Source organism: Agarivorans sp. TSD2052, assembly GCF_023238625.1.
GTDB lineage: Bacteria > Pseudomonadota > Gammaproteobacteria > Enterobacterales > Celerinatantimonadaceae > Agarivorans.
The window spans coordinates 1,870,898-1,896,989 of record NZ_CP096670.1 but is presented as its reverse complement, the minus strand read 5'-3'; the positions used below and the strand labels follow the sequence as shown (position 1 = coordinate 1,896,989).

Below are 26,092 nucleotides of genomic sequence, written 5' to 3'. Positions count from 1 at the left end.
ACTCATCTAGATTGCTCTTTTCGTATTTAGGGCAGTATCAAACTTGTCGCTATCGGCCTTCGCTATAGACCTTCACAAGTTAAAGCATCTTCAGCAGCATCGAGTGAGCGAGGTACATAACGAATATTGCCTAAATTGACCGTCACTGGTGCCGCACTTTGCAAGAGAAATACCTTGTCCACGAAAGAGAATTCCATCCCTTCAGCAACCAAGCACGATAGAGGGATTTTTACGGTATCCCACTCGGCGTCTCCTTCAGTACGAACCGCAGGTAATGCACCAGAAATATCTAACTCTGCAGTGCAAGGATACTCACAGTCGGCCCTTAATCGCATTGATGCTGGCGCTTCTGACAGCAGCTGAATATCAAATTGAAGGCTTGAATCGGCATTCACATAGGCGTTTCTATCGCTACCCGCGCCATCAAGCGTTTCAAAAAATATTTCAGCAATACTGCTGCCAAACTCCAGTTTCACCGCATCTTGTTGGTGGAGATAATTGATTGGCGTTACGCTTAATGAGCCAATCGTTGTGACAGCCCCTCGGTCAACATCAACCGCCGCCCAACCGTTTGCTTCACCAGCAATACGTGGTTGATACTCGCCATTTTCCGATGGGCCAAAAATCTCAAGGTTTACGTTAGCAACGCCATTATCAGGCTCATCAACTCCACAGCCAAACTCTCGTGTATCAAGCGGTAAATCATCTAAGTCCTCGGTAACTCCTTGTTGGTCACTGCTGGCATACGCCAAACCATAGCCATAAGGGAACAATGGCTTGTGTTCACCCTCAATGTCTTGTTCCATCGAAGGAGTTACATAGTTTTCTATATTGGGTGCATGGCGATTAATGGTGGTAGAACACTTTTTCATCGGCCATGAATAAGATAAGCGCCCTTTGAAATCGGCACCAGAGTGAGCAAACAATACATCTGTAATACCGCCTGCTTCAGTACCTGGTAACCAGGCCGCTACAAACGCATCTGAGTGGTTAAGCTCTTCGTTCACATATAATGGTCGGCCTGAATAGAATACTGTCACCACTTGTCGCCCCACCTCTTTCATTGCTTTTACAATCGCGAGATCAGCAGCGTAAGAAGCTTTCAACGAAGAGAACTCGAGGGTTTGGCTGGCTTTAATATCACCAAACATCTCGGCATAAGGATCTTCACCGATAACTACAATGGCGATGGCTTCTGGGGGGGCAGACGACTCTGAGGTATAAACGTTTGCAGCGCCGACTTCATCTTCGAGCGCCATTTTAAGGGTGCTAGCGCCTGGGAAGTCTTTAGCGATGGTATTGCCATCACCTTGCCACGTTAAGCTCCAGCCGCCGGTTTGTTTTTGAATGCTGTTAGCTGCACTACCCAAAATAATGTAAGGTTTGCTTTTGCTTAAAGGCAGCACCGCATCTTTATTTTTGAGTAGTACCAAGGACTCGCTAACCGCTTGTCTGGCGAGGGCTCGGTGGCTGTCAGACCCTAAAATATCGTCATTACCTGCTAGTTGACGCAATGACGGTTTTGGTTTTTCCCATAAATTAGCTCGCATCTTCACACGTAAAATTCGAGTTACTGCATCATCAATACGTTGCATAGAAATAGTGCCGTCATTAACTTGGCTGATCACGTTATTGTAAAACGCTTTCCAATCACTGCGCGCAGTTACCATGAATATGTCGTTGCCAGCATTAACCGCTTCGGGGCAATTGGCAGCACTACAACCGCTTAACTCGCCTTGGCCATTCCAATCAGTCACAATTAAGCCATCAAAACCCATTTTTTCTTTGAGAATATCATTCAGCAAATACTTGCTACCATGTAGTTTGTGGTTGTAAGTCGCACTATCGCTACCGGCGTTTTGGTCATAGTTAGCGGGGTTATGCCATGAATTAAAAGAACTCATCACCACTTGCGCACCAGCGTCTAGCCCAGAGAAGTACCCAGTAGCATGAATGTTGCGCAAGTATTCTTCTGAGTAGTAGTTTTCACCTCGGTCTTTGCCATCAAGCGTACCGCCATCGCCCACCCAATGTTTTACATTAGAAATCACATTGGTTTGTCCTTTTAGGCCTTCGGCCCCCCCTTGCAAACCCTCAACCATTTTGCCCGCGTATAAGTGGATGATTTCAGGATCCTCTGAGTACCCTTCGTATACCCGTCCCCATCGGTAATCGCGCGGTGAAGCCACTGTTGGCGCAAATGTCCAATCCAATCCGGTAGCTGATACCTCTTTTGCGGTGGCTTGACCAATTTGCTTAATGAGCTCTGGATTATTTGCCGCGCCTAGACCAATGTTATGTGGGAACACGGTAGCGCGGTATACGTTATTATGGCCATGCACTGCGTCGGTAGCCCACATGAATGGCACTTTAAACCCACGGTCTGCATACGCTTCTTCAAGCGCTTCCCAGTATTGATCAGCTGCATAAACCCAATCAGCAGCGGAGGCATATTTGTTGTTATTAGGCCATGCACCACCGCCATTGAGTATTGAACCCAATTTGTATTGCTTTGCTTCAGCTGGCGTCACTTCAGGCAGGTTGGGCTGAACCATTTGCCCGACTTTTTCCTCTAAGGTCATTTGACCGAGTATTAGCGCAATGTGAGTTTCAATAGCTTGGTCTTTATCGATTTGGCTATCAATTTGCGGCCACTCACTGAAATAAGGCAAGGTACTAGACTCAACCGGTGGTTTAGGAACTGGGTCACTAGAACTATTACAGCCTGTCAATATTGCCATTGCGACTAAACACGAAACTATCGTTCTCTTCTGATGCATATAATTACCTATTTAAATGAGTTACGGCCATCGTGTCATGAGCGATGGGCTAACATTAGCCTTCGTTATCGTTAACCGACACCTACACCTACACCTACCCAAAACGAGCCGCCTTATGGAACCGCTCCCACAACAAGGGCAATAAAAATTGTGATAAATACAAGGGCTCAGCGAAGCCGATTTATTACAATGTGTGTTTGTTGGATTTTCACGGCCATTGTAATACTAATTAATGGGCCAATGATGCGATCCAAGCCTCACTATGAAACCGCTCCCACAACTGTAACTAAAGGCGCACAATTAAGACAATTTTGCTTTATCTTAATGGCTAAACACTAAGCCAATGTTAACTTAGTTTATTTTTTTAACTGAGTGCCTGATGACCAATTCAGGTACCAGTAATTGAGGAATGGGATAGTCCTGTTGCTTTACCAGTGACAGTATCTTGTTGGCGGCTAGGAACCCCATTTCAATGGTAGGAAAGTTGATGGTTGTTAACTTAGGCGTGACGTGCTCGCTGACTAAACTATTGTCAAAACCGACCACTGAAACATCATCACCCACGGTTAAGTGCCGTGCCTCTAACTCATCATATACACCCAAAGCAACATGATCGTTTAAACAAAAAACAGCAGTGATGTCGGGATTGTTATCCAGTAAGTAACGTGGAGCTTGGCGGTTATTTTTGAGATCCAAGCGCCCTTCGACAACAAACTGGCTGTTATATTCTATAGCGTGCTCTTCAAGCGCTCTGCGATAGCCATGAAGCCTATCGCGGCTAATGTTCTGACTCATAGGGCCTGTTATACAAGCAATCTTTGTGTGACCTTGTTCGATGAGGTGTTTAGTGGCCAGGTAACCACCTAACTCATCATCCAAGCCAATGCAATTATTGGCAAGTTCGTCAATCTGGTGATTGAGAATAATGGTCGCAGGAACTTTATCTACAATATCGAGCAGATCTTGATCCGGTAGCTCCCCTGTATGAATGATTAAACCATCCACCTGCTTTGATAACAAAAATTGAACCGCGTCCATCTCGTCCTTTATAGAACCTTGGCCACTAGTAGCAATGAGGTGGAAGCCGTTTTTACGCAAGGTTCCTTCGGTTGAGCTAACTAACGAAGAAAAGTAAGGCCCAGCCAATGTGCCAACCAACATGCCAATACTGTTAGTACGCTTTGACGCAAGAGCCTGAGCAGATGAATTGGGTTTATACCCAATGCTATCGATGACTTTAAGCACTTTTTGCTTCGTGGCTTCAGCGACTCTAGGGTGATCGTTAAGCACTCTTGAAACGGTAGATTTAGACACTTGGGCCAATCTGCAAACGTCTTTAATGGTAGACAAGCTGCATTCCCTATACGAATTATTCGAGCTTCGAGTACAGTACCTTATCGCGTAAAGCTGTCAAGATAAGCAAATATTGTCTGTGAGATGAATGCCTAATCAGATTAGACTCAAACACTAAATTGCGGCTTTAAAAACCAAAAAAACCAGTAGCAAATGCTACTGGTTTTTTGAATTGGTGCCCGGGGCCGGACTTGAACCGGCACGTCCTTTCAGACGAGGGATTTTAAATCCCTTGTGTCTACCAATTTCACCACCCGGGCAAAACTTTTAAATCATTCCATTAATATAATGGAGGCGGGTCCCGGAGTCGAACCGAGGTCCACGGATTTGCAATCCGCTGCATAGCCACTCTGCCAACCCGCCATACAACGTTACAAAAATTTGGAGCGGCACATCAGGTTCGAACTGATGACCTCAACCTTGGCAAGGTTGCGCTCTACCAACTGAGCTAGTGCCGCTTAATTCTTTATCACCATTTAATGTGGTAAGTGCTTAACCCTAAGGTTGCGCTACTCTTTGTACCCACACTGAGCTAGTGCCGCTTAATTCTTTATCACCATTTAATGTGGCAAGTGCTTAACCCTAAGGTTGCGCTACTCTTGATACCCACACTGAGCGAGTGCCGCTTAATTCTTAACAAGAATACAAAATTTTAGGTATTACTAAAGTTAAGTATTACTTCAATATTTAGTATCGCTTAATCGTATTATGCACGACCTTGCCATACTGAGTTTCTCAACTCTAATAGTTGGTGCCCGGGGCCGGACTTGAACCGGCACGTCCTTTCAGACGAGGGATTTTAAATCCCTTGTGTCTACCAATTTCACCACCCGGGCGACACAGTTTTAATAGTATGGAGGCGGGTCCCGGAGTCGAACCGAGGTCCACGGATTTGCAATCCGCTGCATAGCCACTCTGCCAACCCGCCATACTATGTGTGTTAATTTGGAGCGGCACATCAGGTTCGAACTGATGACCTCAACCTTGGCAAGGTTGCGCTCTACCAACTGAGCTAGTGCCGCTTTATCATTACTTAGTATGTTCATTGAGTAGCTAACCAAAGGTTGCGCTGCTCTTTATACCCACACTATCAAATGTTGCCTCATTAACACTGCAACAAAATGTTGCCTACTCAGCTAAAGAACTTCGTTCCCGCTGAATGTGCTGTGCATTTTAGCGACCTAAATCTTTACGTCAACAGTCTTTTTCTAAGTTTCTTACTGTTCGCCTGATTTTTAGTCGAAAGCTGCTAAATATTAGTCATTCTGACGCAAATGTGGCCAAGCCATGAGTAAATAACTCACCATTGACCACAAGGTGAGTATCGTGGCGACAAAAAGAAATGCGTAACTCACTTGTGTAAGCAAGGGACTAAACTGGGCAGTAAGCCCAAAAATCGCAGCCATTTGTGCAGCAGTCTTATATTTTCCAATCCAAGAGACCGCAACACTGGAGCGTTTTCCTAATTCGGCCATCCATTCACGTAAGGCAGAAATGATGATTTCTCGAGAAATCATGATTAACGCAGGGATAGTAATCCAAAAAGATTGGTAGTGCTCAACCAATACCACTAGTGCAGCAACCACCATCGCTTTATCAGCAACAGGGTCAAGAAACGCACCAAATGGCGTAGTTTGACCAAGGCGACGCGCTAAGTAGCCGTCTAAGTAATCAGTGACAGCAGCTAAGCCAAATATGAATGCAGCGGCCAGCATCCCCCACTCTACCGGAAGATAGAAGGCAATTAAGAAAAATGGAATTAGTACAATTCTAAACGCGGTTAGTATATTAGGAATGTTTATCATTATTTTTCATTTATAAAACTACTGGCGCTATGTTGCCTAATCTTGCTTAGTGATGCAACGTATCATGGATTTTTTGCGCCAAAGAAGGGCTAATACCCGGCACTTTCTTAATTTCATCAACGCTTGCGTTGTTCATTTGCTGCATTCCACCTAAGTGAGTCAGCAGGGCTTGACGACGTTTTGCGCCAATACCGGGTATATCCTCCAACACACTGGTCTTGCGTGCCTTGTCGCGACGATTACGATGACCAGTAATCGCAAAGCGGTGACTTTCGTCGCGAATGTGCTGAATAAGATGTAAGGCGGGTGAATCGCTAGGCAAATGCACTTCTTGCATTGTCTTACCAATCAACAAGGTTTCTAAACCTGGCTTACGTGTAATCCCTTTAGCCACCCCGACTAACAGCGGCATGGCTTGTAAGTTTAGCGGCTCAAGACTGGCAAAGGCTGCCGACAATTGGCCCTTGCCACCGTCGATAAACAGCACATCAGGAATTTTTTCAGCCAATTGAGCTTTTTGGTAGCGTCGCGTTAAAGCCTGAGCCATCGCCGCGTAGTCATCACCACCGGTAATACCGTCAATATTAAAGCGTCGATATTCAGACTTATTGGGGCCCTGTCTATCAAATACCACACATGACGCCACTGTGCGCTCACCTTGGGTGTGGCTGATATCGAAACACTCCATCCGTTTAATCGGTTTATCTTGTTTGAGCAGCTGCTCCAATTCGGTCACCCGGTGATGGATCGTCGCCTCTTGATTCAATTTAGTCAGCAAGGCATTTTCGGCGTTAGTATTGGCTAAGGCGACAAAGCGTAATTTCTCACCACGTTTTGGGGTACTGAGTTTTACTTTTGAATCGAGTTCTGCTTCTATGGCGGCCTCTATTTCGGGCCAGTCACCTTCAACGTCGGGCAGCAGTACTTCGTTGGGCTGGTTACCTTTGCGTTGCTCAGACAAGTAGTACTGCATAACAAAGCTACGTAACACTTCAGGGACTTCAGCTTGCTTGGGTACTTTAGGATAATAAGAACGACTGCCTAATACCTGGCCATCTCTAATCAGTAGCAAGTGGACAACTGCAATGCCGTTTCTAAAGGCGAAACCCACCACATCACTGTGTTCGGTATTGCCACTTACAAATTGTTGCTCTTGTACTTTACGCATCGCTTGAATTTGGTCGCGAAAGCCTGCTGCAGCTTCGAAATTTAGGCTGTCACTGGCGGCCGACATCTTTTCTACCAACTGATTGATAACCTGTTGGCTTTTACCTTTTAAGAACATGCTAGCAAGATCCACTTGCTGTTGATAATCATCATCACTGACGAGATTAACGCAAGGTCCTGAGCAGCGTTTTAGCTGATATTGTAAACAAGGGCGCTGCCGATTTGCGTACTCGCTATCGCTACATTGGCGGATTGGAAACAACTTTTGCATTAGATGCAAGCTTTCTCGGACCGCGTTGCCGTTTGGATAGGGCCCAAAATAATTACCCTTAGAACGCTTCGCTCCTCGATGCATAGAAATACGAGGGTGTTTGTGCTGACTGATTAAGATGTAAGGGTAAGATTTGTCGTCGCGTAACAATACGTTGTATTTAGGCAGATACTTTTTAATCAGATTGTGTTCGAGTATCAGTGCCTCTGTTTCTGTATGGGTCACCGTGACTTCAATATGTGCAATGTTAGACACTAAAGCTCTGGTTTTATTACTATCAACCGTTTTTCTAAAGTAGCTGCTAAGGCGCTTTTTAAGAGACTTAGCCTTACCAACATAGATCACTTCGTCTGCAGCGTTATACATCATGTATATACCGCTAGACTCAGAAACCTGCGCTAGAAAAGTTTTACTATCAAAATCTTTAGCAGACAAAATTACAACTTATCTGTATCTATCATTCCATGACGTATTGCTAAGTGAGTGAGCTCTACATCACCATTGATGTCTAACTTGCTAAACAAGCGATAACGATAAGAATTGACAGTTTTAGGGCTAAGATTCAATTGTTCAGAAATGTCGGTGACCTTTTCACCTTTGGTGATCATCAACATTATTTGTAATTCACGCTCAGACAAACTTTGAAACGGGTTGTCTTCAGCGGGGTTAAACTGGCTTAAGGCCATCTGTTGGGCGATCTCGGGCGACAAGTAACGCTGGCCTACATTCACCGCGCGAATAGCTTGTAGCATCTCGTCAGGGGCAGCACTTTTAGTTAAATAACCACATGCACCGGCCTGCATAACCTTAGTAGGAAATGGATTTTCAGTGTGAATGGTTAGTACTATAATTTTGGCATCGGGATCATAGCGAAGAATCTTTCGGGTAGCTTCTAAGCCACCAATGCCAGGCATATTCATGTCCATAAGAATGACATTAGCCTGATTACTTCGACACCATTGAACAGCTTTTTCGCCGCTCTCGGCTTCACCAACAACCTTAAATCCTCTAACGTCTTCTAAAATGCGACGGATCCCTGTGCGCACTAACTCATGATCGTCAACCAGAAATACGTTTATCAAGCGCGTTCTCCGCAGTAACTAAAACATCAATCAATTAATTGGGCGGGTTGGCAAGTCTACAATTACTTGCGCAGCAAACTTTATATCCCATCAAGCCGCGAATTTAAAGGATTAAGCTTTATAAGTTTAGATTTGGTAAGTAATAAAGAGCATTTTAGATAACTAAAACATTTATTGGTTAAGCCTTGAACAGCTTAGGCGATGTCTATCAACGAGCAGTAGTGGCTGCTAAAACGAAAAAAGCTAGCCCAATGGCTAGCTTTTCGAATATGGCGGAGGAGGAGAGATTTGAACTCTCGAAGGGCTATTAACCCTTGCCGGTTTTCAAGACCGGTGCATTCGACCACTCTGCCACCCCTCCGCAGCAACGGGGCGCATATTAACCGCCAATTAGAAGCTTGTAAACTGTCTTTTTAAGGTTTTTTGAAAAAGAGCACTAAGCGCGCAATTAACACACAGAATCTGGACATAAAAAAACCCAGCCTTAGCTGGGTTTAGTAAGGTTTCGCAAGGCTTATTTAGGTAGGTAACTTTTACCCATTAAGAAAGTGTCTACTGCTTGAGCAGCACCACGACCTTCGTTAATAGCCCACACAATCAAGCTTTGACCACGACGAGCATCACCTGCCGCGAATACACCTTTGACATTAGTGGCGTATTCATCGTAAGCAGCTTTAGCATTTGAGCGAGCGTCTTTTTCTACGCCTAACTCATCAATAATACCCGCTTCTGGCCCCATAAAGCCCATCGCCAATAATACTAAGTCAGCTTTAATGACTTCTTCGCTGCCTTTGACTGGCTCAGGAATCATTTGACCATTGGCATTTTTAGCCCAGGTGATCTTGGTGGTATGAACAGCAGTAACATTGCCTTGTTCATCGCCCGCCATCTTCTGTGTCATGACTAAGTAACGACGCGGGTCTTCACCTTGAATCGCAATCGCTTCATCCTGACCATAATCACGTTTAAGCGTGCGCTTAAACTCAGGCCATGGGTTATCTTGAGCACGCTCTTGTGGAGGCTGAGGCATAATCTCAAGTTGCATAACGTTGGCACAGCCATGGCGCAATGATGTGCCCACACAGTCAGTACCGGTATCACCGCCACCGATAACCACAACGTGCTTATCTTTAGCACTGATGTAGCGACCGTCATCCAGATTGCTATCCAATAAGCTCTTAGTATTCTTACCTAAAAACTCCATCGCAAAATGAACACCTTTCAATTGACGGCCTTCAACCGGTAAGTCACGCGGTACCGTTGCACCCGTAGCTAACAGCAAGGCATCAAAATCATCATGTAAACGATTGATTGAGATGTCTTTACCGATTTCCACTGAGGTTTTAAAAATGATGCCTTCTTCACGCATGATATCAACACGACGCTGCACAATTTCTTTTTGCAGTTTCATGTTCGGAATACCGTACATTAACAAGCCACCAATTCGGTCTGCACGCTCAAATACTGTGACGGTATGACCGGCAGAGTTTAATTGCGCAGCCGCGGCCAAACCTGCAGGGCCAGACCCTACGATAGCCACCGTTTTACCGCTGCGTTTTTTAGGAATGTTAGGTTTAACCCAACCTTCTTTAAAAGCGCGTTCGATAATGTTTACTTCTTGGCTCTTAATGGTTACCGGTGGAGCATTAATACCCAGTACACAAGAGTCTTCACAAGGTGCTGGGCATACACGACCAGTAAACTCTGGGAAGTTATTGGTTTTGTGTAAACGGTCGATTGCATCTTTCCAACGACCACGGTACACCAAATCGTTCCACTCAGGGATCAAGTTATTAATTGGACACCCGGCTACACGTGGTGCGTAGTCTGAGTCACCTGAATGACAAAATGGGATACCACAATCCATACAGCGAGAAGCTTGGTCTTTTACCGCTTCTTCGCTCATCGGCGTTTTAACTTCAAGCCAATCTATCAAACGCTCTGCTGGGTCGCGGTCTGTCGATAGCTTCCTGTCTATTTCCATAAATCCAGTTGGATTTGCCATGTCTCTCTCCTAAACCGCTTCAGCTTTTTGTTTGGCTTGCTCAGCCTTGGCTTTTTTCGCTTGCGCGACGCTATCAAGGTGCATATCGAATGCTGCTACTGCAACGTCATAATCCGACTCGAATTCACCTGTCGCTTTCGCCTCTTTCATGTAATTTTGCATACGTTCGTAATCGGTAGGCATTACACGAACAAACAAGCTTAAGGCATTGTCCCAATCTTCTAGCAACTCTTTAGCGACATCTGAACCAGTATGCGCTAAGTGATTTTCAATTAGGGCTTTCAACTCGGCAGCTTCAGCAGCATCTTCAATGCCACCTAACCTAACCATTTCCATGTTACAACGAGAAGCAAACTGCTTGCTGCGATCAAGTACGTAAGCAACACCACCAGACATACCTGCGGCGAAGTTACGGCCTGTTTCACCAAGAATAACCGCTTTACCACCAGTCATGTATTCACAACCGTGGTCACCAACACCCTCAACGATAGCGGTTACACCAGAGTTACGCACACAGAAGCGCTCGCCTGCAATACCACGGATGTAAGCTTCACCAGAAGTACCACCAAAGAAGGCAACGTTACCTACAATGATGTTCTTACGTGCTTCAAATGGGGCATTCGCATCAGGATAAACCACTAACTTGGCGCCAGATAAACCTTTACCGAAGTAGTCATTGGCATCGCCTTCAAGTTCAAACTTGATGCCCTTGGCAGCAAACGTACCAAAGCTTTGGCCAGCACTACCGCTAAATTTAACCTTAATCGTATCTTCTGGCAGACCTTCTGCACCATAACGCTTAGAAATCTCATTCGACAACATGGTACCAACACTACGGTTAGTATTGATAATGTCAGAACTTAACGATACCGCTTCACCAGACTCTAGTGCTGGAGCTGCATCTTTAATTAACTGACGGTCAACAATGTCGTGAATTAAGTGTTTTTGCTCTTGGCTACAGTAAAGTGTTTCGTTACCGCTATCATCGGCTTTATACAAGATTGGCGATAAATCTACGCCTTTATATTTCCAATGATCAACGTCTGTACGCGGTGTTAAGCATTGACTTTGACCAACCATCTCATTGATGGTGCGGAAACCAAGTTCAGCCATAATCTCACGTAAGCCTTCAACCATCATCTGGAAGAAGTTAACAACGTGGTCAACTTGACCAGCGTAACGCTCACGCAAACGACGGTCTTGCGTAGCAATACCCACCGGACAAGTGTTCAAGTGACACTTACGCATCATGGTACAACCTTCAACCACCAGCGCTGCGGTTGCTACGCCCCACTCTTCGGCACCAAGTAACGTCGCTACAGCCAAATCGCGTGGTGTTTTGAGTTGGCCATCGGCTTGTACCGTAATACGGCTACGTAGTTTATTTTGAATCAGCGTTTGGTGAGTCTCGGCTAGACCAAGCTCCCACGGCAGACCCGCATGTTTAATTGAGCTAAGTGGAGATGCACCCGTACCACCATCGTAGCCAGCAATAAGCACTACGTCGGCATAACCTTTACATACACCAGAAGCAATCGTACCTACGCCCGCTTCTGATACTAACTTAACGTTAATACGTGCGTCGCGGTTAGCATTTTTCAAATCGTAGATTAGCTGAGCTAAATCTTCGATCGAGTAAATGTCGTGGTGAGGCGGTGGTGAAATTAGACCAACACCCGGTGTTGAACCACGTGTTTTACCAATCCATGCATCGACTTTATCACCCGGTAATTGACCGCCTTCGCCAGGCTTGGCACCTTGAGCCATTTTAATTTGAAGCTCTTCAGCGTTAGCCAAATAATGGCTGGTCACACCAAAGCGACCAGAAGCAACCTGCTTGATCTTAGAGATCATCGAGTCGCCGTTTTCCATTGGCTTGAAGCGAATGGGGTCTTCACCGCCCTCACCTGAGTTACTCTTACCACCAATGCGGTTCATCGCAATAGCTAGCGTGGTGTGCGCTTCCCAAGAAATAGAACCGAAGCTCATTGCACCTGTAGCAAAACGCTTAAGGATATTCTCAGCTGACTCTACTTCGTCTAGCGGCACACTTGGGCGATCAGTTTTAAACTTCAATAAGCCACGTAAAGTGAAGGCTTCTTTAGCTTGGTTATCTACATTGGCCGCATATTCTTTAAATACTTTATAGTCGTTAGTCGACGAAGCATTTTGTAACAAGCGAATAGTCGTTGGGTTAAATAAGTGACGTTCGCCGTCTTTGCGCCAAGCGTAGTCACCACCGGTTTTAAGGATCAGGTCGCTGAACGGATTATCGTCAGCTGGGAAACCTTCGCGGTGACGGTTTAAAGCTTCGGTAGCAATACCATCTAAGCTTAAGCCTTCAATACGGGTTACCGTACCAGTGAAGTATTTTTTAACCACGTCAGAGTTAATACCTAAGGCTTCAAAAATTTGCGCGCCTTGGTACGACTGAAGGGTAGAAATCCCCATCTTCGAGAAGATTTTTAACAAGCCGCTATTTACCGCATTAGTGTAACGCGAAATAACATCGTCGTTAGACATGCCGCTATCAATAATTGCTTGGTCACGCATATCTAGCAAGGTTTCAATGGCTAAGTACGGGTTAACTGCAGCAGCGCCGTAGCCTAATACCGTCGCTAAGTGATGTGTTTCACGTATATCACCTGATTCAACAATTAAGTCAGCGTGAGCACGAATACCTTCACGAATTAAGTAATGGTGAACAGCCGCTGTGGCTAATACCGACGGTACGGCAGCGTGGTCGCTGTCTACTTTACGGTCACTCAAAATAAGAATTGAGAAGCCATCGTCTACGGCATCTTTAGCATGACGACAAATACGCTCTAAGGCTTTCTCAAGGTCGTTTTCTGCGCCAGAAGCGTGGAAAGTTGTATGAATAGTTGCCGCTTGGAAGTGGTTATGGTCAATGCTACGTAGCTTAGCTAACTGCTCGTTAGATAACACTGGTTGCTTGATTTCTACCTTGCGGCAATGCAGCGGAGTTTCTTCAAGTAAGTTTAAATCAGCGCCTACGTAAGTACGTAAAGACATCACCATTTCTTCACGAATAGGGTCAATTGGCGGATTAGTTACCTGAGCAAACAACTGCTTAAAGTAATGCGATAGGTGTGGGTTTTTGTCAGATAAAATCGCCAAAGGCGTATCTGTACCCATTGCACCTAAAGGTTCTTTAGACGTACCCACCATTGGTTTCAATATTGCGTTGATATCTTCTAGGCTATAACCAAAGGCTTTTTGACGCTTCTCTAGGCTATGCTGAGTAGCAAAACGATCGTAGCCTTGTGGTAACGGCAAATCATCTAAAACAATCTTGTTTTCTTCTACCCACTTGCCATAAGGCTGGCTAGAACACACAGTGTGTTTTACTTCGTCATCAGCGATGATTCGACCTTGCTCTAAATCTGCAATGAAGATTTTACCCGGCTGTAAACGGCCTTTTTGTACCACTTTAGATTGGTCTACAACCAATGCGCCAGTTTCTGAGCCCATGACAACCAAGCCATCGTCTGTCACTAAGTAGCGAGAAGGACGTAAGCCGTTACGGTCTAATGTTGCGCCAATGACTTTACCATTAGTAAATGAAATTGAAGCAGGACCATCCCAAGGTTCCATCATGCAAGAGTAGTACTCGTAGAAGGCACGTTTCACTGGGTCCATGTCATCTTGAGTTTGCCATGCTTCTGGCACCACCATCATCATCACTTGTTCTAACGGACGGCCGCTAAGTACAAGCAATTCAACACACATATCTAGGTTAGCTGAATCTGATCGTGAGATATCACAAACTGGATTAATCATATCCAGTTCTTCTTTACTGAAGTTAACACTTGCAAGCAATGATTCGCGCGCTCGCATCCAGTTTACATTCCCTTTAACAGTGTTAATTTCACCATTGTGGGCAATGTAACGGAAAGGCTGGGCTAAACGCCAAGCAGGGAAGGTATTAGTAGAGAAACGAGAGTGGAACATGGCAATAGCCGAAACCACACGCGGGTCTTGTAAATCTAAGTAATATTTACGTACCTGAGCGGTGGTTAACTGCCCTTTATAAACGATGGTACGTGAAGACATAGACGCCATGTAGAAGTCTTCACTGACACCCGCAACGGTTGCGTCAGCAATGTGCAGTGTGTATTTGCGTAATACAAACAGTTTACGTTCGAATATTTGCTGGTCTAGATCGGCCGGGCGCCCAATGAACACTTGTTCAATTTGCGGTTCATTATCTAATGAGGCCTGACCCAAGCTAGAGTTATCTTTTGGAACAACTCGGTAGCCTAATAAACTTAAGCCTAGTTTCTCAATATTACGTTTGAGAATTTCACGACATTCACGACGAATCGCTTCATCGGCTGGGAAGTAAACCATGCCCACGCCGTACTCACCGGGTTTAGGTAAGCTGAAACCCAGTTTAGTGGCTTCTTCGTTAAAAAACTCGTGAGGAAGCTGAATGAGAATACCTGCGCCGTCGCCGCTATCGACGTCACAACCAGTACCGCCACGGTGCTCCATGCAAGTAAGCATAGTCAATGCGTTTTCGATCACATCATGACTTTTACGCCCTTTTAAATGGGCAACAAATCCGATACCACAGCTATCGTGTTCGAATTCTGGCCTATACAGGCTCTTATTGTGTTGAGTTATGTTTGTCATCCAGTAATTCCTATTTACTGCTATATTAATGTTATTCAGACTAATAAGTCGTAGAACACTAATAGTATTTTCATTTAAAGAGGTGCCCCATCATCGACTGATGATGTGTAAACAACCACCATTCACAGACAATTATTCTAGAAACCTCCAAAACAACAGCATTCAATAACGCAGGAGCTAATCCATTCGTCACGAAAGTAAAAGAAATGCTACCACAGATATAATCCGAATTTCAGACTTGACTTGAAATTAAACACGATTTTTTTTTACATAATTGTATAAGCGGCTAAAAAAACGCGTTTTTTCTCATTATTTTTGCAGAAAAATTCACTATATCTGCACTCAATGGGGTCAAGCTGGTCAACTCGTAATAAAATAACGTAATTTGTAAATCAAATTAGCTGAGGTTGTTATTGAAAAGGTTATCTTGAGTTACAAAAGTAAGTTAGCCAACTTACACTTACAAAAAAGCCAGCACTGTCGGCTGGCTTCATGCAATCGTTTAGGTATTAAACCACGTCAAACTGTCGTTGTAACGGCGGCATTATTTGCTTTTTACGGCTAACAACACCTGGCAGGTCAATGACAGAACCTTCCATGGTGCCACCTAACGTAGAGGCCACTAAGGCCGCTTCGTCACTACAAATTAAACCGGTTGAATTTAAAGTAGTGATATCAGTGAGTACAACTAACGCAGTATGGTAGTTGTTGGCTTGTTTAAGAGCCACTAAAGCGGTTTCTAACTCGTCTAAACGAGCAAGAACAGGTGTCACTGAGGTTAACTCTAATTGAGCGATAGCAAACTGCTTACCATTGATCTCGTAAACTTTTTGGTCTCTAAGTACTAATTCTTCAGCAGGCACTGACGCTACATCTGATTTGGCAGCAAACTGCTCATCGGCAAAAGCGTCAATGTCAGCAACACCGGCTAATTCAGCTAATGCTTCAGCAGCGGTGCGGTCAATCGGTGTAAAGGTGGGTGAATTAAACTTAACCGTATCACTTAAGATAGCACCTAGCATTAAGGTAGCAGCTTCTTTACTTGGGATGATGTTCGATGCTTGGTACATGCTGTAAACAATAGTACAGCTACACCCAACAGGGCGGATCCAACACTCAACCGGCTCAGCCGTGGTTATATCCCCCAGTTTATGGTGATCAACAATACCGCGAATGTTGGCTTTCTTAGCGTCTTTCGGCGCTTGGCCCCAATCAGAGTAATCAATAAGCCAGACATCTTCACCAGCAATTTCAGTGCGGATTTCTGGTGCTTCAAAGCCAATCTTATTTAACAGAAATTGAGCTTCTGGGTTCGGTTCACCTTGCGCAATCGCGGTAGCAGGCGTGCCTTGCTTGGTTAATAACTCTGCTAAAGATATCGCGCCAGCGATACTATCGCAGTCTGGATTAGTGTGTCCTAGTACTAACATCTGTTATCCGTCTCACTTTAATCGTAAATCAAAAGGGATAGGCAAAAAGCCCCGTGTATAGTTCGATCATAGGGCTATGCGTGGATGAGTGCAATACTACCTTTTGTATAAAAGCCAATTGAATTTAAGCGGCATCTTTAAGCCGCTTAATCTTAAAATCTATTGCTCAGTGATGTTTTGGTGACACGAGAGAAGCTTTTTAGATGTCGGATTTGATTTTCTTTAGCAAAAATATCGTTATACTAGCTATTCGTTTTAACAAAACTAACAAACAACTCAGTCAACTACGGAGTGAAATGAATGAATCAGCCTAGCACGATAAACTATAGCGCTGCATCGAAGCTGGAGACCAATAAGGTTTTGCGTAACACTTACGCGTTATTGTCGATGACCTTGTTTACCAGTGCAATCGCAGCGTTCTTTGCGGTAGTCGCCGGAATTGGCCAAATGGCATCTATTGGTATGATGGTTGCCGCGATGGTCATCGTATTTTTTGTAATACCTCGCAGCATTAACTCGTCTATGGGACTTGTTTGGACCTTTGTATTTACTTCGCTAATGGGTGCCTCTTTAGGCCCATTGTTAAGCTTCTACTTACAGATCCCACAAGGCGGCGCCATTGTAATGCAAGCCTTGGGCATGACTGGCTTAATCTTCTTTGGCTTGTCTGGCTACGTGCTGACCACCAAGAAAGACTTCTCATTTATGAGTGGCTTTTTAATGGCTGGTGTCATTGTATTAGTAGTAAGCATGCTGCTTAACATCTTCTTACAAATACCAATGCTTAGCTTAGCCATCAGCGGCGCGGCAGTGATGCTGTTTTCTGGCTTTATCCTTTACGATACCAGTAACATCATGAACGGCACCGAGACCAACTATATTCGAGCTACTATATCTATGTACTTGAATATATTTAATATTTTCGTACACTTATTGCAAATACTAGGCTTTTTGAACGACGACTAGATAGCTTGCACAAGGATAATTACGCCCTGTCCTGTACAGGGCGTTTTCATTTATGGCCTTAACACTCCCTATTGACGCTTCAAAACTCAACTGGACGATAGCTTTAAAAGCAGCAGGCCTTGCTACGCTTATTTTAAGCCTTGGCCTAGTGTTCAATCTTGATATCGCCCTCACTGCGACATTGGGTGTGGTTGCCGCAGGCCTTTCTGACAGCCCCGATTTTTATCAGCACCGCCGACAAAGCACCCTGTTAATGGCGTTCAGTTTCACTTTAGCTAGTGTATCGGTCACCCTACTCTTTCCTTGGCCTTGGTTATTCGCATTGGGCTTATTTAGCTCTACCTATTTATTTATGCGGATGCCGGTATTAGGACAAAAATACGGTGCCATTTCCTTATGTTCGTTAATCATCGCTATCTATACCATGCTGGGCTACAGCACTTACGCTAACCCATGGCAACAACCTTTATGGCTTGTCATTGGGGCTTTGAGCTATGCCTTATTGTCATTATTAATCAATGCGCTATACCCAACGCGTTGGCTAGATAAGCAATTAGATCAAATTTTTCGCCAAATCAGCTTATATCAGCTAACTAAAACACGTTTGTTTCAACGTGAATCGAACATCAACGATATCCAAGTAAAATTAACGGCACAAAGCGCCGATATTGCCGAACAACTCGGCGTAATACGACATGGTTTGTACGTATACCAGCAACGTAACAAACAGCAGGTTGGCTCTAGCCAGATGGACCGCTTCTTTAAGGCTCAGTTATTACACGAACGCTTAAGTTCTTCGCATTTAGATTATCAACGCCTACAAAAAGTACTCCCTAGAACCTTGCTAGCCGAAACACGTACGGTATTAGTAAAAATAGCCCGTGTCATTGGCGCGAATAAGGTAAACAGTGAAGTAGAGGAGGAATTGAACCTCGCCATTGATGACATTGAAAGGTCACGTGCTAACTTAAAAGACGTTCCTCCTCGTTTTGCCTATATGCTTAAAAATTTAAAAAAAGTGACGGCCTTATGTTTTCACGAACAGCACTTCCCCGAGCCTGAACAAAAGTTTTCCCCCTTTAGAGCCATTTCGTTAAAGCAATACTTTCAACAGCTCTTCGATTTTAGTTTATCCGTTAATCGCCATGCCTTGAGAATGGCGACCATTATGTTGGTCGCTTATGGGATGATTCAAGGGGTTGGCGACGAGCACGCATACTGGTTAATGCTAAGTTGCTTACTGGTTGTTAAACCCAATTATCACGACACTAAAAAACGCGTAGATAAGCGAGTATACGGCACTATAATTGGCGTGATACTAGCGGCAGGTTTGAGCTTTTTGGCACTACCTGATCTTGTTACCACAGCCTTACTACCCGGCTTAGTCCTACTGTTTTTCTTATTCTTTCATGTTAACTATGCGATTTCGGTAGCAGTGATAACCATCTTTGTTGCCATGTCGCTAGACATTCAAGGTTACCCTGCCAATGAAGCCTTAGCGGTAAGAACTATTGTTACCATTATTGGTGCGTTGATGGCATTAACCGCGATGCGCTATCTCTGGCCCGACTGGCAACATAAGCAAAGCCGCAAAATTATCAGTCAATTATTTACCAATATTGCAGCATACCAACGCGCTATATTTGAGCAATATTTTAACCAGTCAGCCGAAGAGAGCACAGAATTCCGTTTAAGCCGTTACCATGCATATCAAAGTGAAGCTGAGTTAGTGAGGCATTGGCAACATATGCTGGCAGAGCCCAGCGCCAAACAGCGCCTTTCACCTGAACTCTATCAATTAGTGGGTCTAAGCCATCACTTGTTATCCCACTTGTCGGCTTTATCGACTCACCGCAGCCAATTACAATCTAGCCAAGCCGCCCAAAGTTTGGCGGCTTTAGGTGAACGCTTCCAAGATGAGTTAATCGTAATGCATGATTACTTATTATTAAAATCGGCTCAGCGACCAAGCTTGAGCTTACAGCACGACACATTGATGCGTTCTATCAATCAGTTGCTGCCGCAATTAGTCGGTAATGAGCTGCTCATTGCTTATCAGCTGCAGTTGATTGGCAAAGATCTAAAAGAAATTCGCCAGTTACTGTTGAACGGTAAATGGTAAACTCCCCCTATCACCATGTTACAAGGCAAGTCAGTTTTCCATGATTGAATTTAACGGCCAACACTACCAAACCGATAAAAATGGTTATTTACTTGAATTAGATGTTTGGTCTGAAGATTTAGCGGCGCATATTGCTCAGCTTGAAAATATAGACATGACCGAGGCCCACTGGGAAGTGGTTAGGTTTGTGCGTAATTTCTATTTAGAATTTAATACCTCTCCGGCGATGCGAGCGCTAGTAAAAGCGATGGCGAACAAGTTTGGCCCAGACAAGGGGAACAGTCGTTACTTATACAAATTGTTTCCTGAGGGACCCGCCAAGCAAGCGACTAAAGTGGCAGGCTTACCAAAACCCGTTAAGTGTATTTGAAGCCTACTCTGCCGCTTCTATGCGCGATTGGTTACATAGATTGGATGCTGACCGTCTTGTTGGCGTTGCGATTAACTTCAAATCCACTACACCATAAACAGACCAGATTAGCTGGGCATTGGATAAGTGCTAAAACAAAAAAAGCGCCTAAGGGCGCTTTTGTTGGCTTTACTGCACACTAGATAGAAATAGTGTCTGCGCCGCCCATATAAGGCTGTAAAACCTCTGGTATATCAATGCTACCGTCGGCGTTTTGGTAGTTTTCAAGGATGGCTACCAAGGTACGACCTACCGCTAAACCCGACCCATTCAATGAGTGCAACAACTCTGGTTTTTTAGCACCCGTTGGGCGAAAACGCGCTTGCATGCGGCGTGTTTGAAAATCTTCACAGTTAGATACTGAAGATATCTCACGATAAGCCTCTTGCGCGGGCACCCATACTTCTAAGTCATAGGTTTTAGTCGCGCCAAAGCCCATGTCGCCAGTACACAGAGTCACTACACGGTATGGAAGTTTAAGTTTTTGCAAAATGTTTTCTGCGTGCTGGCGCATTTCTTCTAAGGCATCGTAAGAAGTCTCAGGTTTAACTAACTGCACCATCTCTACTTTGTCGAACTGATGTTGACGAATTAAGCCCCGAGTATCACGACCATAAGAGCCAGCTTCACTACGAAAACATGGTGTATGAGCCGTCATACGAATGGGCAGCTCAGTTTCGTCAACGATAGTGTCTCGTAACATATTGGTTAACGGCACTTCTGCGGTAGGAATCAAGCTCATGCCAATACCTTCTTCGGTAGCAGGCTGAGTGTGAAACAAATCCTTACCAAACTTAGGCATTTGACCCGTACCATACAGCGAATCTGAGTTCACCAAGTAAGGGACATACATCTCTTGGTAAGCGTGTTCTTCGGTATGGGTATCTAACATGAATTGAGCAATAGCCCGGTGTAGTTTGGCAATTTTACCCTTCATGACGATAAAGCGAGACCCACTAATTTTAACCGCATTGGCAAAATCTAAGCCTTGTAAATCAGTCCCTACATCAACGTGGTCTTTCACCTCGAAATCAAAGCTTGGTAGCTCGCCCCAAGTATGTAACTCAACGTTTTCGTCTTCATCTTTGCCAATAGGCGCACTAGGGTGAGGCAAGTTTGGTAGGGTTAAAGAATAGTCTTTAATTTCTTCCAGTAAGGCATTTAACTCGCTTTTAGCTGCATCTAGCTTCTCGCCTAGTTGGCCGACTTCGGCTAACAAAGGCGCTATATCTTCACCACGCCCTTTTGCCTGACCAATTGATTTGGAACGGGTATTACGCTCGTTTTGTAGTTCTTGGGTACGAACCTGTAGCTCTTTACGACGACTTTCTAGTTCAGTCAATCGCGCTACGTCTAGTTCAAAGCCACGAGTCTTTAAGCGCTCTGCGGTGGTTTCTATTTCGCCGCGCAACAAATTAGCGTCTAACATTCAATAACCTACTTCCAATTCAAATAGTTAATTACTAGCAATGTTGGAGACAACAAATCCCTATTCAATGTCTAAAACACCGCTAAATGTATGGTTTACAAAACTTGCTTATTATAAAGCAACTACTAGTAGACACAATCTAGCTTTCCACTAGATTGGGTAATAAAAAGAAAATAGTTTCGATAAGTAGTCGGTTACTTGGCGTGTTGGTCTAAATCTTTTAAGTAACGAAGCTTTTCTGCAATCTGCTTTTCTAAACCACGCGCTTGGGGATAATAAAACTGATGCCCTTGTAAGCCTTCAGGCATGTATTGCTGCCCTGCGGCATAAGCGTTTGGCTCATCATGCGCGTAGCGATACTCCGCGCCGTAGCCAAGTTCAGCCATTAATTTAGTGGGGGCGTTACGCAAGTGCACCGGAACGTCAGCATCACCGTGCTCTTTAGCGGCAATCCGAGCCGCTTTAAAGGCCGTGTATACGGCATTACTTTTGGGTGCACAAGCCAAGTACACCACCGCTTGCGCAATAGCTCTCTCTCCTTCGGCAGCGCCGACTCGAGTAAAGCAGTCCCAGGCGCTAACAGCGATTTGCATCGCTCTAGGATCAGCATTACCGACATCTTCTGAGGCAATAGCTAAACAACGACGGGCAACCGATAAAGGGTCACCACTGGCTTCAAGTATACGGCTATACCAATATAACGCTGCATCAGGCGCTGACCCGCGAATCGATTTGTGTAAAGCCGACAATAAGTCGTAGAACTTATCCCCGCCTTTGTCGATATGGCTATAACGCTCTCCCGCTACTTGTTTCAGTAGCGCAAAGCTCAAATACTTGCCGTGTTCGTTGGTTTCGGCTAGTTCAGCCATCATTTCTAACAAATTGAGGGCTCTGCGCGCATCCCCGCTCACCAAGTTTGCTAAAGCGTCTAATACGCCCTCTTCAAAGCTAAGCCCTTGCTGCTTGAGGATCTGATCATGATTAATCGCTCGATCTAAGAGTTGCAATATGGCCGTACTATCGAGCGAGCGCAGCACATAAGTTTTCGCTCTCGATAACAAGGCGTTATTTAATTCAAAAGAAGGGTTTTCGGTGGTTGCGCCAACAAAAATAACTGTACCGTTTTCTACGTAAGGTAAAAATGCATCTTGCTGACTTTTATTAAAGCGATGCACTTCATCAACAAATAAAATAGTGCGGCGGCTGACTTGTTGATTTTGTTGAGCCCGCTCAATAGCAGCTCTGACCTCTTTAATCCCCCCGGTAACAGCGGATATTTTTTCAACTTCTGCATCTGCATAATGAGCGGCTAACTCAGCAATGGTTGTTTTACCGGTGCCAGGAGGCCCCCAAAGGATCATTGAGTGCAACTGGCCGGTAGCGATGGCTTTAAACAAAGGTTGGTCACTACTCAATATATGCTGCTGCCCCACATAATGCGCTAACTCAGTGGGTCGCATTCTTGCAGCAAGAGGCCGAAAATCGGCCTCAAAATTCAGCTCCAAGCTCATTAACGTTGGTCGTCTATCATGGTATTGGCTGGAATATCAAAGCTAAACAGCGAATCTGATAACTTAGGGTTGGCTTTAAAGGCTTGCAAACTAAATTCACTGCGTTGGCCTGTACTCTCAATAATATCGAAACGAGAAATACTATTGTCAGCATCGAGTTTCACCCAAAATGCCGCTTGTAAGGGGTCAGTTTTAGATTTAACCAAGTAGCCTTGTTGTACTTTTTCAACCTGATACTGAGCCCAGCTTTCAGCTCTGTCGTCGGCTAATAAAATGATCGGCGACTGGCTGGTCGCTTCTGCCGCATTCATAATAGTGACTTGTTCAACAAACGGACTGTAGTACCAAATAGTGGTGCCGTCTGACACCATCATATCTTGCTCAGGTGCAACCTGCTGCCAATTTAATTTTGCTGGTCGAGCTAAGCTAAGCTTGCCTTCAGCTTCATGAATGTTTACTCCATCGGCATCTACTACCACCTGTTTAAACTCGGCTTGGAAACTATTTAGCTTGGCTAAATGTTGCTTCAATTCGCTGGCGGCATCATTTGCAAAAGCACTGAACGATACTAATAGCAGCGTCGCTATTTTTATTATTGTTTTCATAATCAACTCTTTAATCAATTCGCACTGGCGGCGGCGCAATAACCTCACGGTTACCATTATGTCCCGGTGAACTAACAATACCTTGGACTTCCATCTGTTCAACAATTCGAGCAGCTCGGTTATAACCAATTTTAAATTTGCGCTGTACGCCAGATACCGAGCCACGGCGAGTTTCGGTGACATGCATAACAGCTTGGTCGAATAAAGCGTCGAGTTCTTCATCTGATTCGGCCACCTCACCGGGTAGCATTGCGTCTGGCCCTGCTTCTCCATTTAAAATTTCGTCAATGTAATCAGGTTCACCACGCTCCTTCCATGCGGATACAACAGCATGGACTTCATGGTCATCAACAAAAGCTCCGTGAACCCGGGTAGGCACCCCCGTACCCGCAGGAAGGTATAACATATCTCCCATACCTAACAGGGTCTCCGCACCTTGTTGATCCAAAATAGTTCTAGAATCGATACGACTAGATACCTGGAAGGCCATTCGGGTTGGAATGTTAGCTTTAATCAAACCGGTTATCACATCAACCGAAGGACGCTGAGTGGCTAATACTAAATGTATCCCTGCAGCACGCGCTTTTTGGGCAATCCTGGCAATCAGCTCTTCTACTTTCTTACCAACAATCATCATCATGTCGGCGAATTCATCGATAACTACCACGATATGTGGGAGTTTATCCAACGTTGGCGCTATCTCCGCCATGCTATCTTCGGGTTTCCACAAGGGGTCTACTATCGGGTTACCAGACTCAATGGCATCGAGTACCTTTTGGTTGTAACCCTTTAGGTTACGAACCCCTAACGCCGACATCAATTTATAACGACGCTCCATTTCTCCGACACACCAACGCAAAGCGTTGGCCGCTTCTTTCATATCGGTCACCACCTCTGACAACAAATGTGGAATCCCCTCGTAAACCGATAGCTCCAACATTTTGGGGTCAATCATGATTAACCGAACATCTTCTGGCGTTGATTTATAAAGCAGGCTCACGATCATGACATTTACGCCAACTGACTTACCAGAACCGGTGGTACCGGCGACAAGCAGGTGAGGCATTTTAGCCAAATCAACCACCACAGGCTGGCCAGCAATATCTTTCCCCAAAACCATTGTTAATGGTGATTTAGCTTGATGGAAAACCGGACTGTCTACCACTTCACTTAAGTAAACAATCTCTCTAAATCGATTAGGCAACTCTAAACCAATCACCGACTTCCCAGGAATAACCTCTACCACTCGTACGCTGATTGCAGATAGTGCTCTGGCTAAGTCTTTTGAAAGGTTAGTAATTTTACTCACCTTCACACCCGGCGCTAAATCTAATTCAAAGCGGGTAATGACGGGGCCAGGGTGCACCGCGACCACAGAAGCTTGAATATTAAAATCGAGTAACTTGGCTTCAACCAAACGAGACACTTGTTCTAACTCTTCGGCTGAAATAGGATTTTCTTTTTTGTTCGGCCTGTCTAATAAATTCATGTCGGGCAAGCGGCTTAACGTCGGTTGAACAGCCTTAGCGGGGGTAACAGCAGGCTTTACCACTGGCTTATGCGCCACCGGTACCGATTCGCTATCAAAAGGAATGTCGGGCATGGGTTCGGGGGGTGTTTGATCGATAATAACACTGGGAGGGTCTATCGCTTCATCTTCAAACGCAAAGTCAACCTCATCTTTGGCATTGGCTAACTCTTGCTCGAAATCAGACTCCACTGAAAAGTGCGGCTCTTGAGGCTGGTAACTTGCAATATCACTATCAAGAGGCTTAGCGTCGATAACACTTTCTGAATAATCTTGGTACTGACTAAGGTCGGTGTCTGGTTCACGCAACTCTTCAGGCGCTGACTCAGCGCTAATGCTAGGTTCACGCTGAGAGCCAACTGCTGTATCGGCATCAAAGTCACGCATTAATACGTCTTTTTCGATCTCAGCTTGTTTATTCTGTTTGATACTTTGTGGCAAAGATATCAATGAGTTGAACATTGAGTTCAAGGTAGCGCCTAACTTTTCGACGATTTGAACCCAAGAAACGCCGGTGAATAAGGTAACCCCACCGGCAAATACCGCTAACAAAATGATACTAGTGCCTAACAGGCCAAACACTGGAATCATCAGCTGAGTGAATACATCGCCCACTAAGCCTCCTGAAGAAAAATAATAAAAGTCATCAATATGAATGCTCGACAAAGTCGTTAAACTAGCAAAAGTAAAAACAAAGCCGATAACACGCAGCCCTAAAGTAAAAAAATCTATCTGCGCAATCGGACATGGCCGCCAAAATAACGCCCAAGCGAGCAAGCCACAAATAATGGGTACGCTATAAGCGACAAAGCCAAAACTAAATAGCAGTAAATCAGCAAACCAAGCACCAGAGCTTCCTCCTGCGTTGGCTACTGTTTGCTGAACGGCTGTTTGTGACCAGCTAGGGTCACTAGGGTTAAAGGTTAATAAGGCTACCATTAGGTACACACCTAAAGCGCCCATTGCGATAGCA

At 44.8% G+C, this 26,092-nt stretch carries 15 protein-coding genes and 7 tRNA genes; 3 read left to right on the top strand and 19 right to left on the bottom strand.

Annotated elements, in window-relative coordinates; translation table 11 throughout:
• Window positions 1-62: 62 nt before the first annotated feature.
• The 15 genes from M0C34_RS08590 to M0C34_RS08520 all read right to left on the bottom strand — a co-directional run bounded on the left by M0C34_RS08590 (window position 63) and on the right by M0C34_RS08520 (window position 16,549).
• A complete protein-coding gene (locus tag M0C34_RS08590; RefSeq protein WP_248715212.1) occupies window positions 63-2,780 on the bottom strand; it encodes a glycoside hydrolase family 3 protein in 2,718 nt (905 codons plus the stop codon).
• A 351-nt stretch (window positions 2,781-3,131) separates the two neighbouring features.
• The gene (locus tag M0C34_RS08585) at window positions 3,132-4,130 is read right to left on the bottom strand and encodes a LacI family DNA-binding transcriptional regulator (RefSeq protein ID WP_248715211.1); all 999 of its coding nucleotides are present in this window, start codon (window positions 4,128-4,130) and stop codon (window positions 3,132-3,134) included.
• A gap of 176 nt (window positions 4,131-4,306) precedes the next feature.
• Window positions 4,307-4,393 (bottom strand) — tRNA-Leu (locus M0C34_RS08580).
• Window positions 4,394-4,422: 29 nt separating this feature from the next.
• Window positions 4,423-4,496: transfer RNA gene (locus M0C34_RS08575), tRNA-Cys, on the bottom strand.
• 19 nt (window positions 4,497-4,515) lie between these two features.
• A tRNA-Gly gene (locus tag M0C34_RS08570) sits at window positions 4,516-4,591 on the bottom strand.
• 291 nt (window positions 4,592-4,882) lie between these two features.
• Window positions 4,883-4,969: transfer RNA gene (locus M0C34_RS08565), tRNA-Leu, on the bottom strand.
• Window positions 4,970-4,987: 18 nt separating this feature from the next.
• Window positions 4,988-5,061 (bottom strand) — tRNA-Cys (locus M0C34_RS08560).
• Between the two features lie 18 nt (window positions 5,062-5,079).
• Window positions 5,080-5,155 (bottom strand) — tRNA-Gly (locus tag M0C34_RS08555).
• Window positions 5,156-5,389: 234 nt separating this feature from the next.
• Window positions 5,390-5,938, bottom strand: coding sequence for a CDP-diacylglycerol--glycerol-3-phosphate 3-phosphatidyltransferase (gene pgsA / locus M0C34_RS08550; RefSeq protein ID WP_248715210.1), 549 nt, complete (start codon window positions 5,936-5,938; stop codon window positions 5,390-5,392).
• Between the two features lie 46 nt (window positions 5,939-5,984).
• Window positions 5,985-7,811, bottom strand: coding sequence for an excinuclease ABC subunit UvrC (gene uvrC / locus M0C34_RS08545; protein ID WP_256469357.1), 1,827 nt, complete (start codon window positions 7,809-7,811; stop codon window positions 5,985-5,987).
• Between the two features lie 2 nt (window positions 7,812-7,813).
• Window positions 7,814-8,458, bottom strand: a complete 645-nt coding sequence (gene uvrY, locus M0C34_RS08540) for a UvrY/SirA/GacA family response regulator transcription factor (RefSeq protein WP_248715209.1) — start codon at window positions 8,456-8,458, stop codon at window positions 7,814-7,816.
• Between the two features lie 270 nt (window positions 8,459-8,728).
• Window positions 8,729-8,819 (bottom strand) — tRNA-Ser (locus tag M0C34_RS08535).
• Between the two features lie 153 nt (window positions 8,820-8,972).
• Window positions 8,973-10,463, bottom strand: coding sequence for a glutamate synthase subunit beta (locus M0C34_RS08530; RefSeq protein WP_248715208.1), 1,491 nt, complete (start codon window positions 10,461-10,463; stop codon window positions 8,973-8,975).
• A gap of 9 nt (window positions 10,464-10,472) precedes the next feature.
• Window positions 10,473-15,119 (bottom strand): glutamate synthase large subunit, encoded by a 4,647-nt coding sequence (gene gltB / locus M0C34_RS08525; protein WP_248715207.1) that lies wholly within the window; start codon window positions 15,117-15,119, stop codon window positions 10,473-10,475.
• A 509-nt stretch (window positions 15,120-15,628) separates the two neighbouring features.
• Window positions 15,629-16,549 carry a manganese-dependent inorganic pyrophosphatase gene (locus tag M0C34_RS08520; protein ID WP_248715206.1) on the bottom strand — a complete coding sequence of 307 codons (921 nt, stop codon included), beginning with the start codon at window positions 16,547-16,549 and terminating at the stop codon, window positions 15,629-15,631.
• Window positions 16,550-16,849: 300 nt separating this feature from the next.
• Here M0C34_RS08520 and M0C34_RS08515 point away from each other — a divergent pair, with 300 nt between their 5' ends.
• Genes M0C34_RS08515 through M0C34_RS08505 form a run of 3 tightly spaced genes read left to right on the top strand, consistent with a single transcriptional unit; the run spans window position 16,850 to window position 20,007 of the window.
• Window positions 16,850-17,515: a Bax inhibitor-1/YccA family protein gene (locus M0C34_RS08515; protein WP_248715205.1), complete on the top strand. Its 666-nt coding sequence runs from the start codon at window positions 16,850-16,852 to the stop codon at window positions 17,513-17,515.
• A gap of 52 nt (window positions 17,516-17,567) precedes the next feature.
• A complete protein-coding gene (locus M0C34_RS08510) occupies window positions 17,568-19,637 on the top strand; it encodes an FUSC family membrane protein (RefSeq protein WP_248715204.1) in 2,070 nt (689 codons plus the stop codon).
• Window positions 19,638-19,677: 40 nt separating this feature from the next.
• Complete coding sequence (locus tag M0C34_RS08505; protein WP_248715203.1) at window positions 19,678-20,007, top strand: TusE/DsrC/DsvC family sulfur relay protein; 330 nt, start codon at window positions 19,678-19,680, stop codon at window positions 20,005-20,007.
• Between the two features lie 178 nt (window positions 20,008-20,185).
• Here M0C34_RS08505 and serS read toward each other — a convergent pair whose 3' ends face one another.
• The 4 genes from serS to M0C34_RS08485 form a co-directional block, all read right to left on the bottom strand.
• Entirely contained in the window at window positions 20,186-21,475 is a 1,290-nt protein-coding gene (gene serS / locus M0C34_RS08500; RefSeq protein ID WP_248715202.1) for a serine--tRNA ligase, read from the bottom strand.
• Between the two features lie 194 nt (window positions 21,476-21,669).
• Window positions 21,670-22,986, bottom strand: a complete 1,317-nt coding sequence (locus M0C34_RS08495; protein WP_248715201.1) for a replication-associated recombination protein A — start codon at window positions 22,984-22,986, stop codon at window positions 21,670-21,672.
• Entirely contained in the window at window positions 22,986-23,591 is a 606-nt protein-coding gene (lolA, locus tag M0C34_RS08490; RefSeq protein WP_248715200.1) for an outer membrane lipoprotein periplasmic chaperone LolA, read from the bottom strand. Before lolA ends, M0C34_RS08495 begins: the two co-directional genes overlap by 1 nt.
• Before the next feature lie 10 nt (window positions 23,592-23,601).
• Window positions 23,602-26,082: a DNA translocase FtsK gene (locus M0C34_RS08485; RefSeq protein WP_248715615.1), complete on the bottom strand. Its 2,481-nt coding sequence runs from the start codon at window positions 26,080-26,082 to the stop codon at window positions 23,602-23,604.
• Window positions 26,083-26,092 lie beyond the last annotated feature (10 nt).

Bases quoted from the DNA above. Each gene is read 5' to 3' on its own strand.
- M0C34_RS08590 (WP_248715212.1), bottom strand. From the start codon at position 2,780: ATGCATCAGAAGAGAACGATAGTTTCGTGTTTAGTCGCAATGGCAATA.
- pgsA (WP_248715210.1), bottom strand. From the start codon at position 5,938: ATGATAAACATTCCTAATATACTAACCGCGTTTAGAATTGTACTAATT.
- M0C34_RS08530 (WP_248715208.1), bottom strand. From the start codon at position 10,463: ATGGCAAATCCAACTGGATTTATGGAAATAGACAGGAAGCTATCGACA.
- gltB (WP_248715207.1), bottom strand. From the start codon at position 15,119: ATGACAAACATAACTCAACACAATAAGAGCCTGTATAGGCCAGAATTC.
- M0C34_RS08520 (WP_248715206.1), bottom strand. From the start codon at position 16,549: ATGTTAGTACTAGGACACACTAATCCAGACTGCGATAGTATCGCTGGC.
- M0C34_RS08515 (WP_248715205.1), top strand. From the start codon at position 16,850: ATGAATCAGCCTAGCACGATAAACTATAGCGCTGCATCGAAGCTGGAG.
- M0C34_RS08510 (WP_248715204.1), top strand. From the start codon at position 17,568: ATGGCCTTAACACTCCCTATTGACGCTTCAAAACTCAACTGGACGATA.
- M0C34_RS08505 (WP_248715203.1), top strand. From the start codon at position 19,678: ATGATTGAATTTAACGGCCAACACTACCAAACCGATAAAAATGGTTAT.
- serS (WP_248715202.1), bottom strand. From the start codon at position 21,475: ATGTTAGACGCTAATTTGTTGCGCGGCGAAATAGAAACCACCGCAGAG.
- M0C34_RS08495 (WP_248715201.1), bottom strand. From the start codon at position 22,986: ATGAGCTTGGAGCTGAATTTTGAGGCCGATTTTCGGCCTCTTGCTGCA.
- lolA (WP_248715200.1), bottom strand. From the start codon at position 23,591: ATGAAAACAATAATAAAAATAGCGACGCTGCTATTAGTATCGTTCAGT.
- M0C34_RS08485 (WP_248715615.1), bottom strand. From the start codon at position 26,082: ATGGGCGCTTTAGGTGTGTACCTAATGGTAGCCTTATTAACCTTTAAC.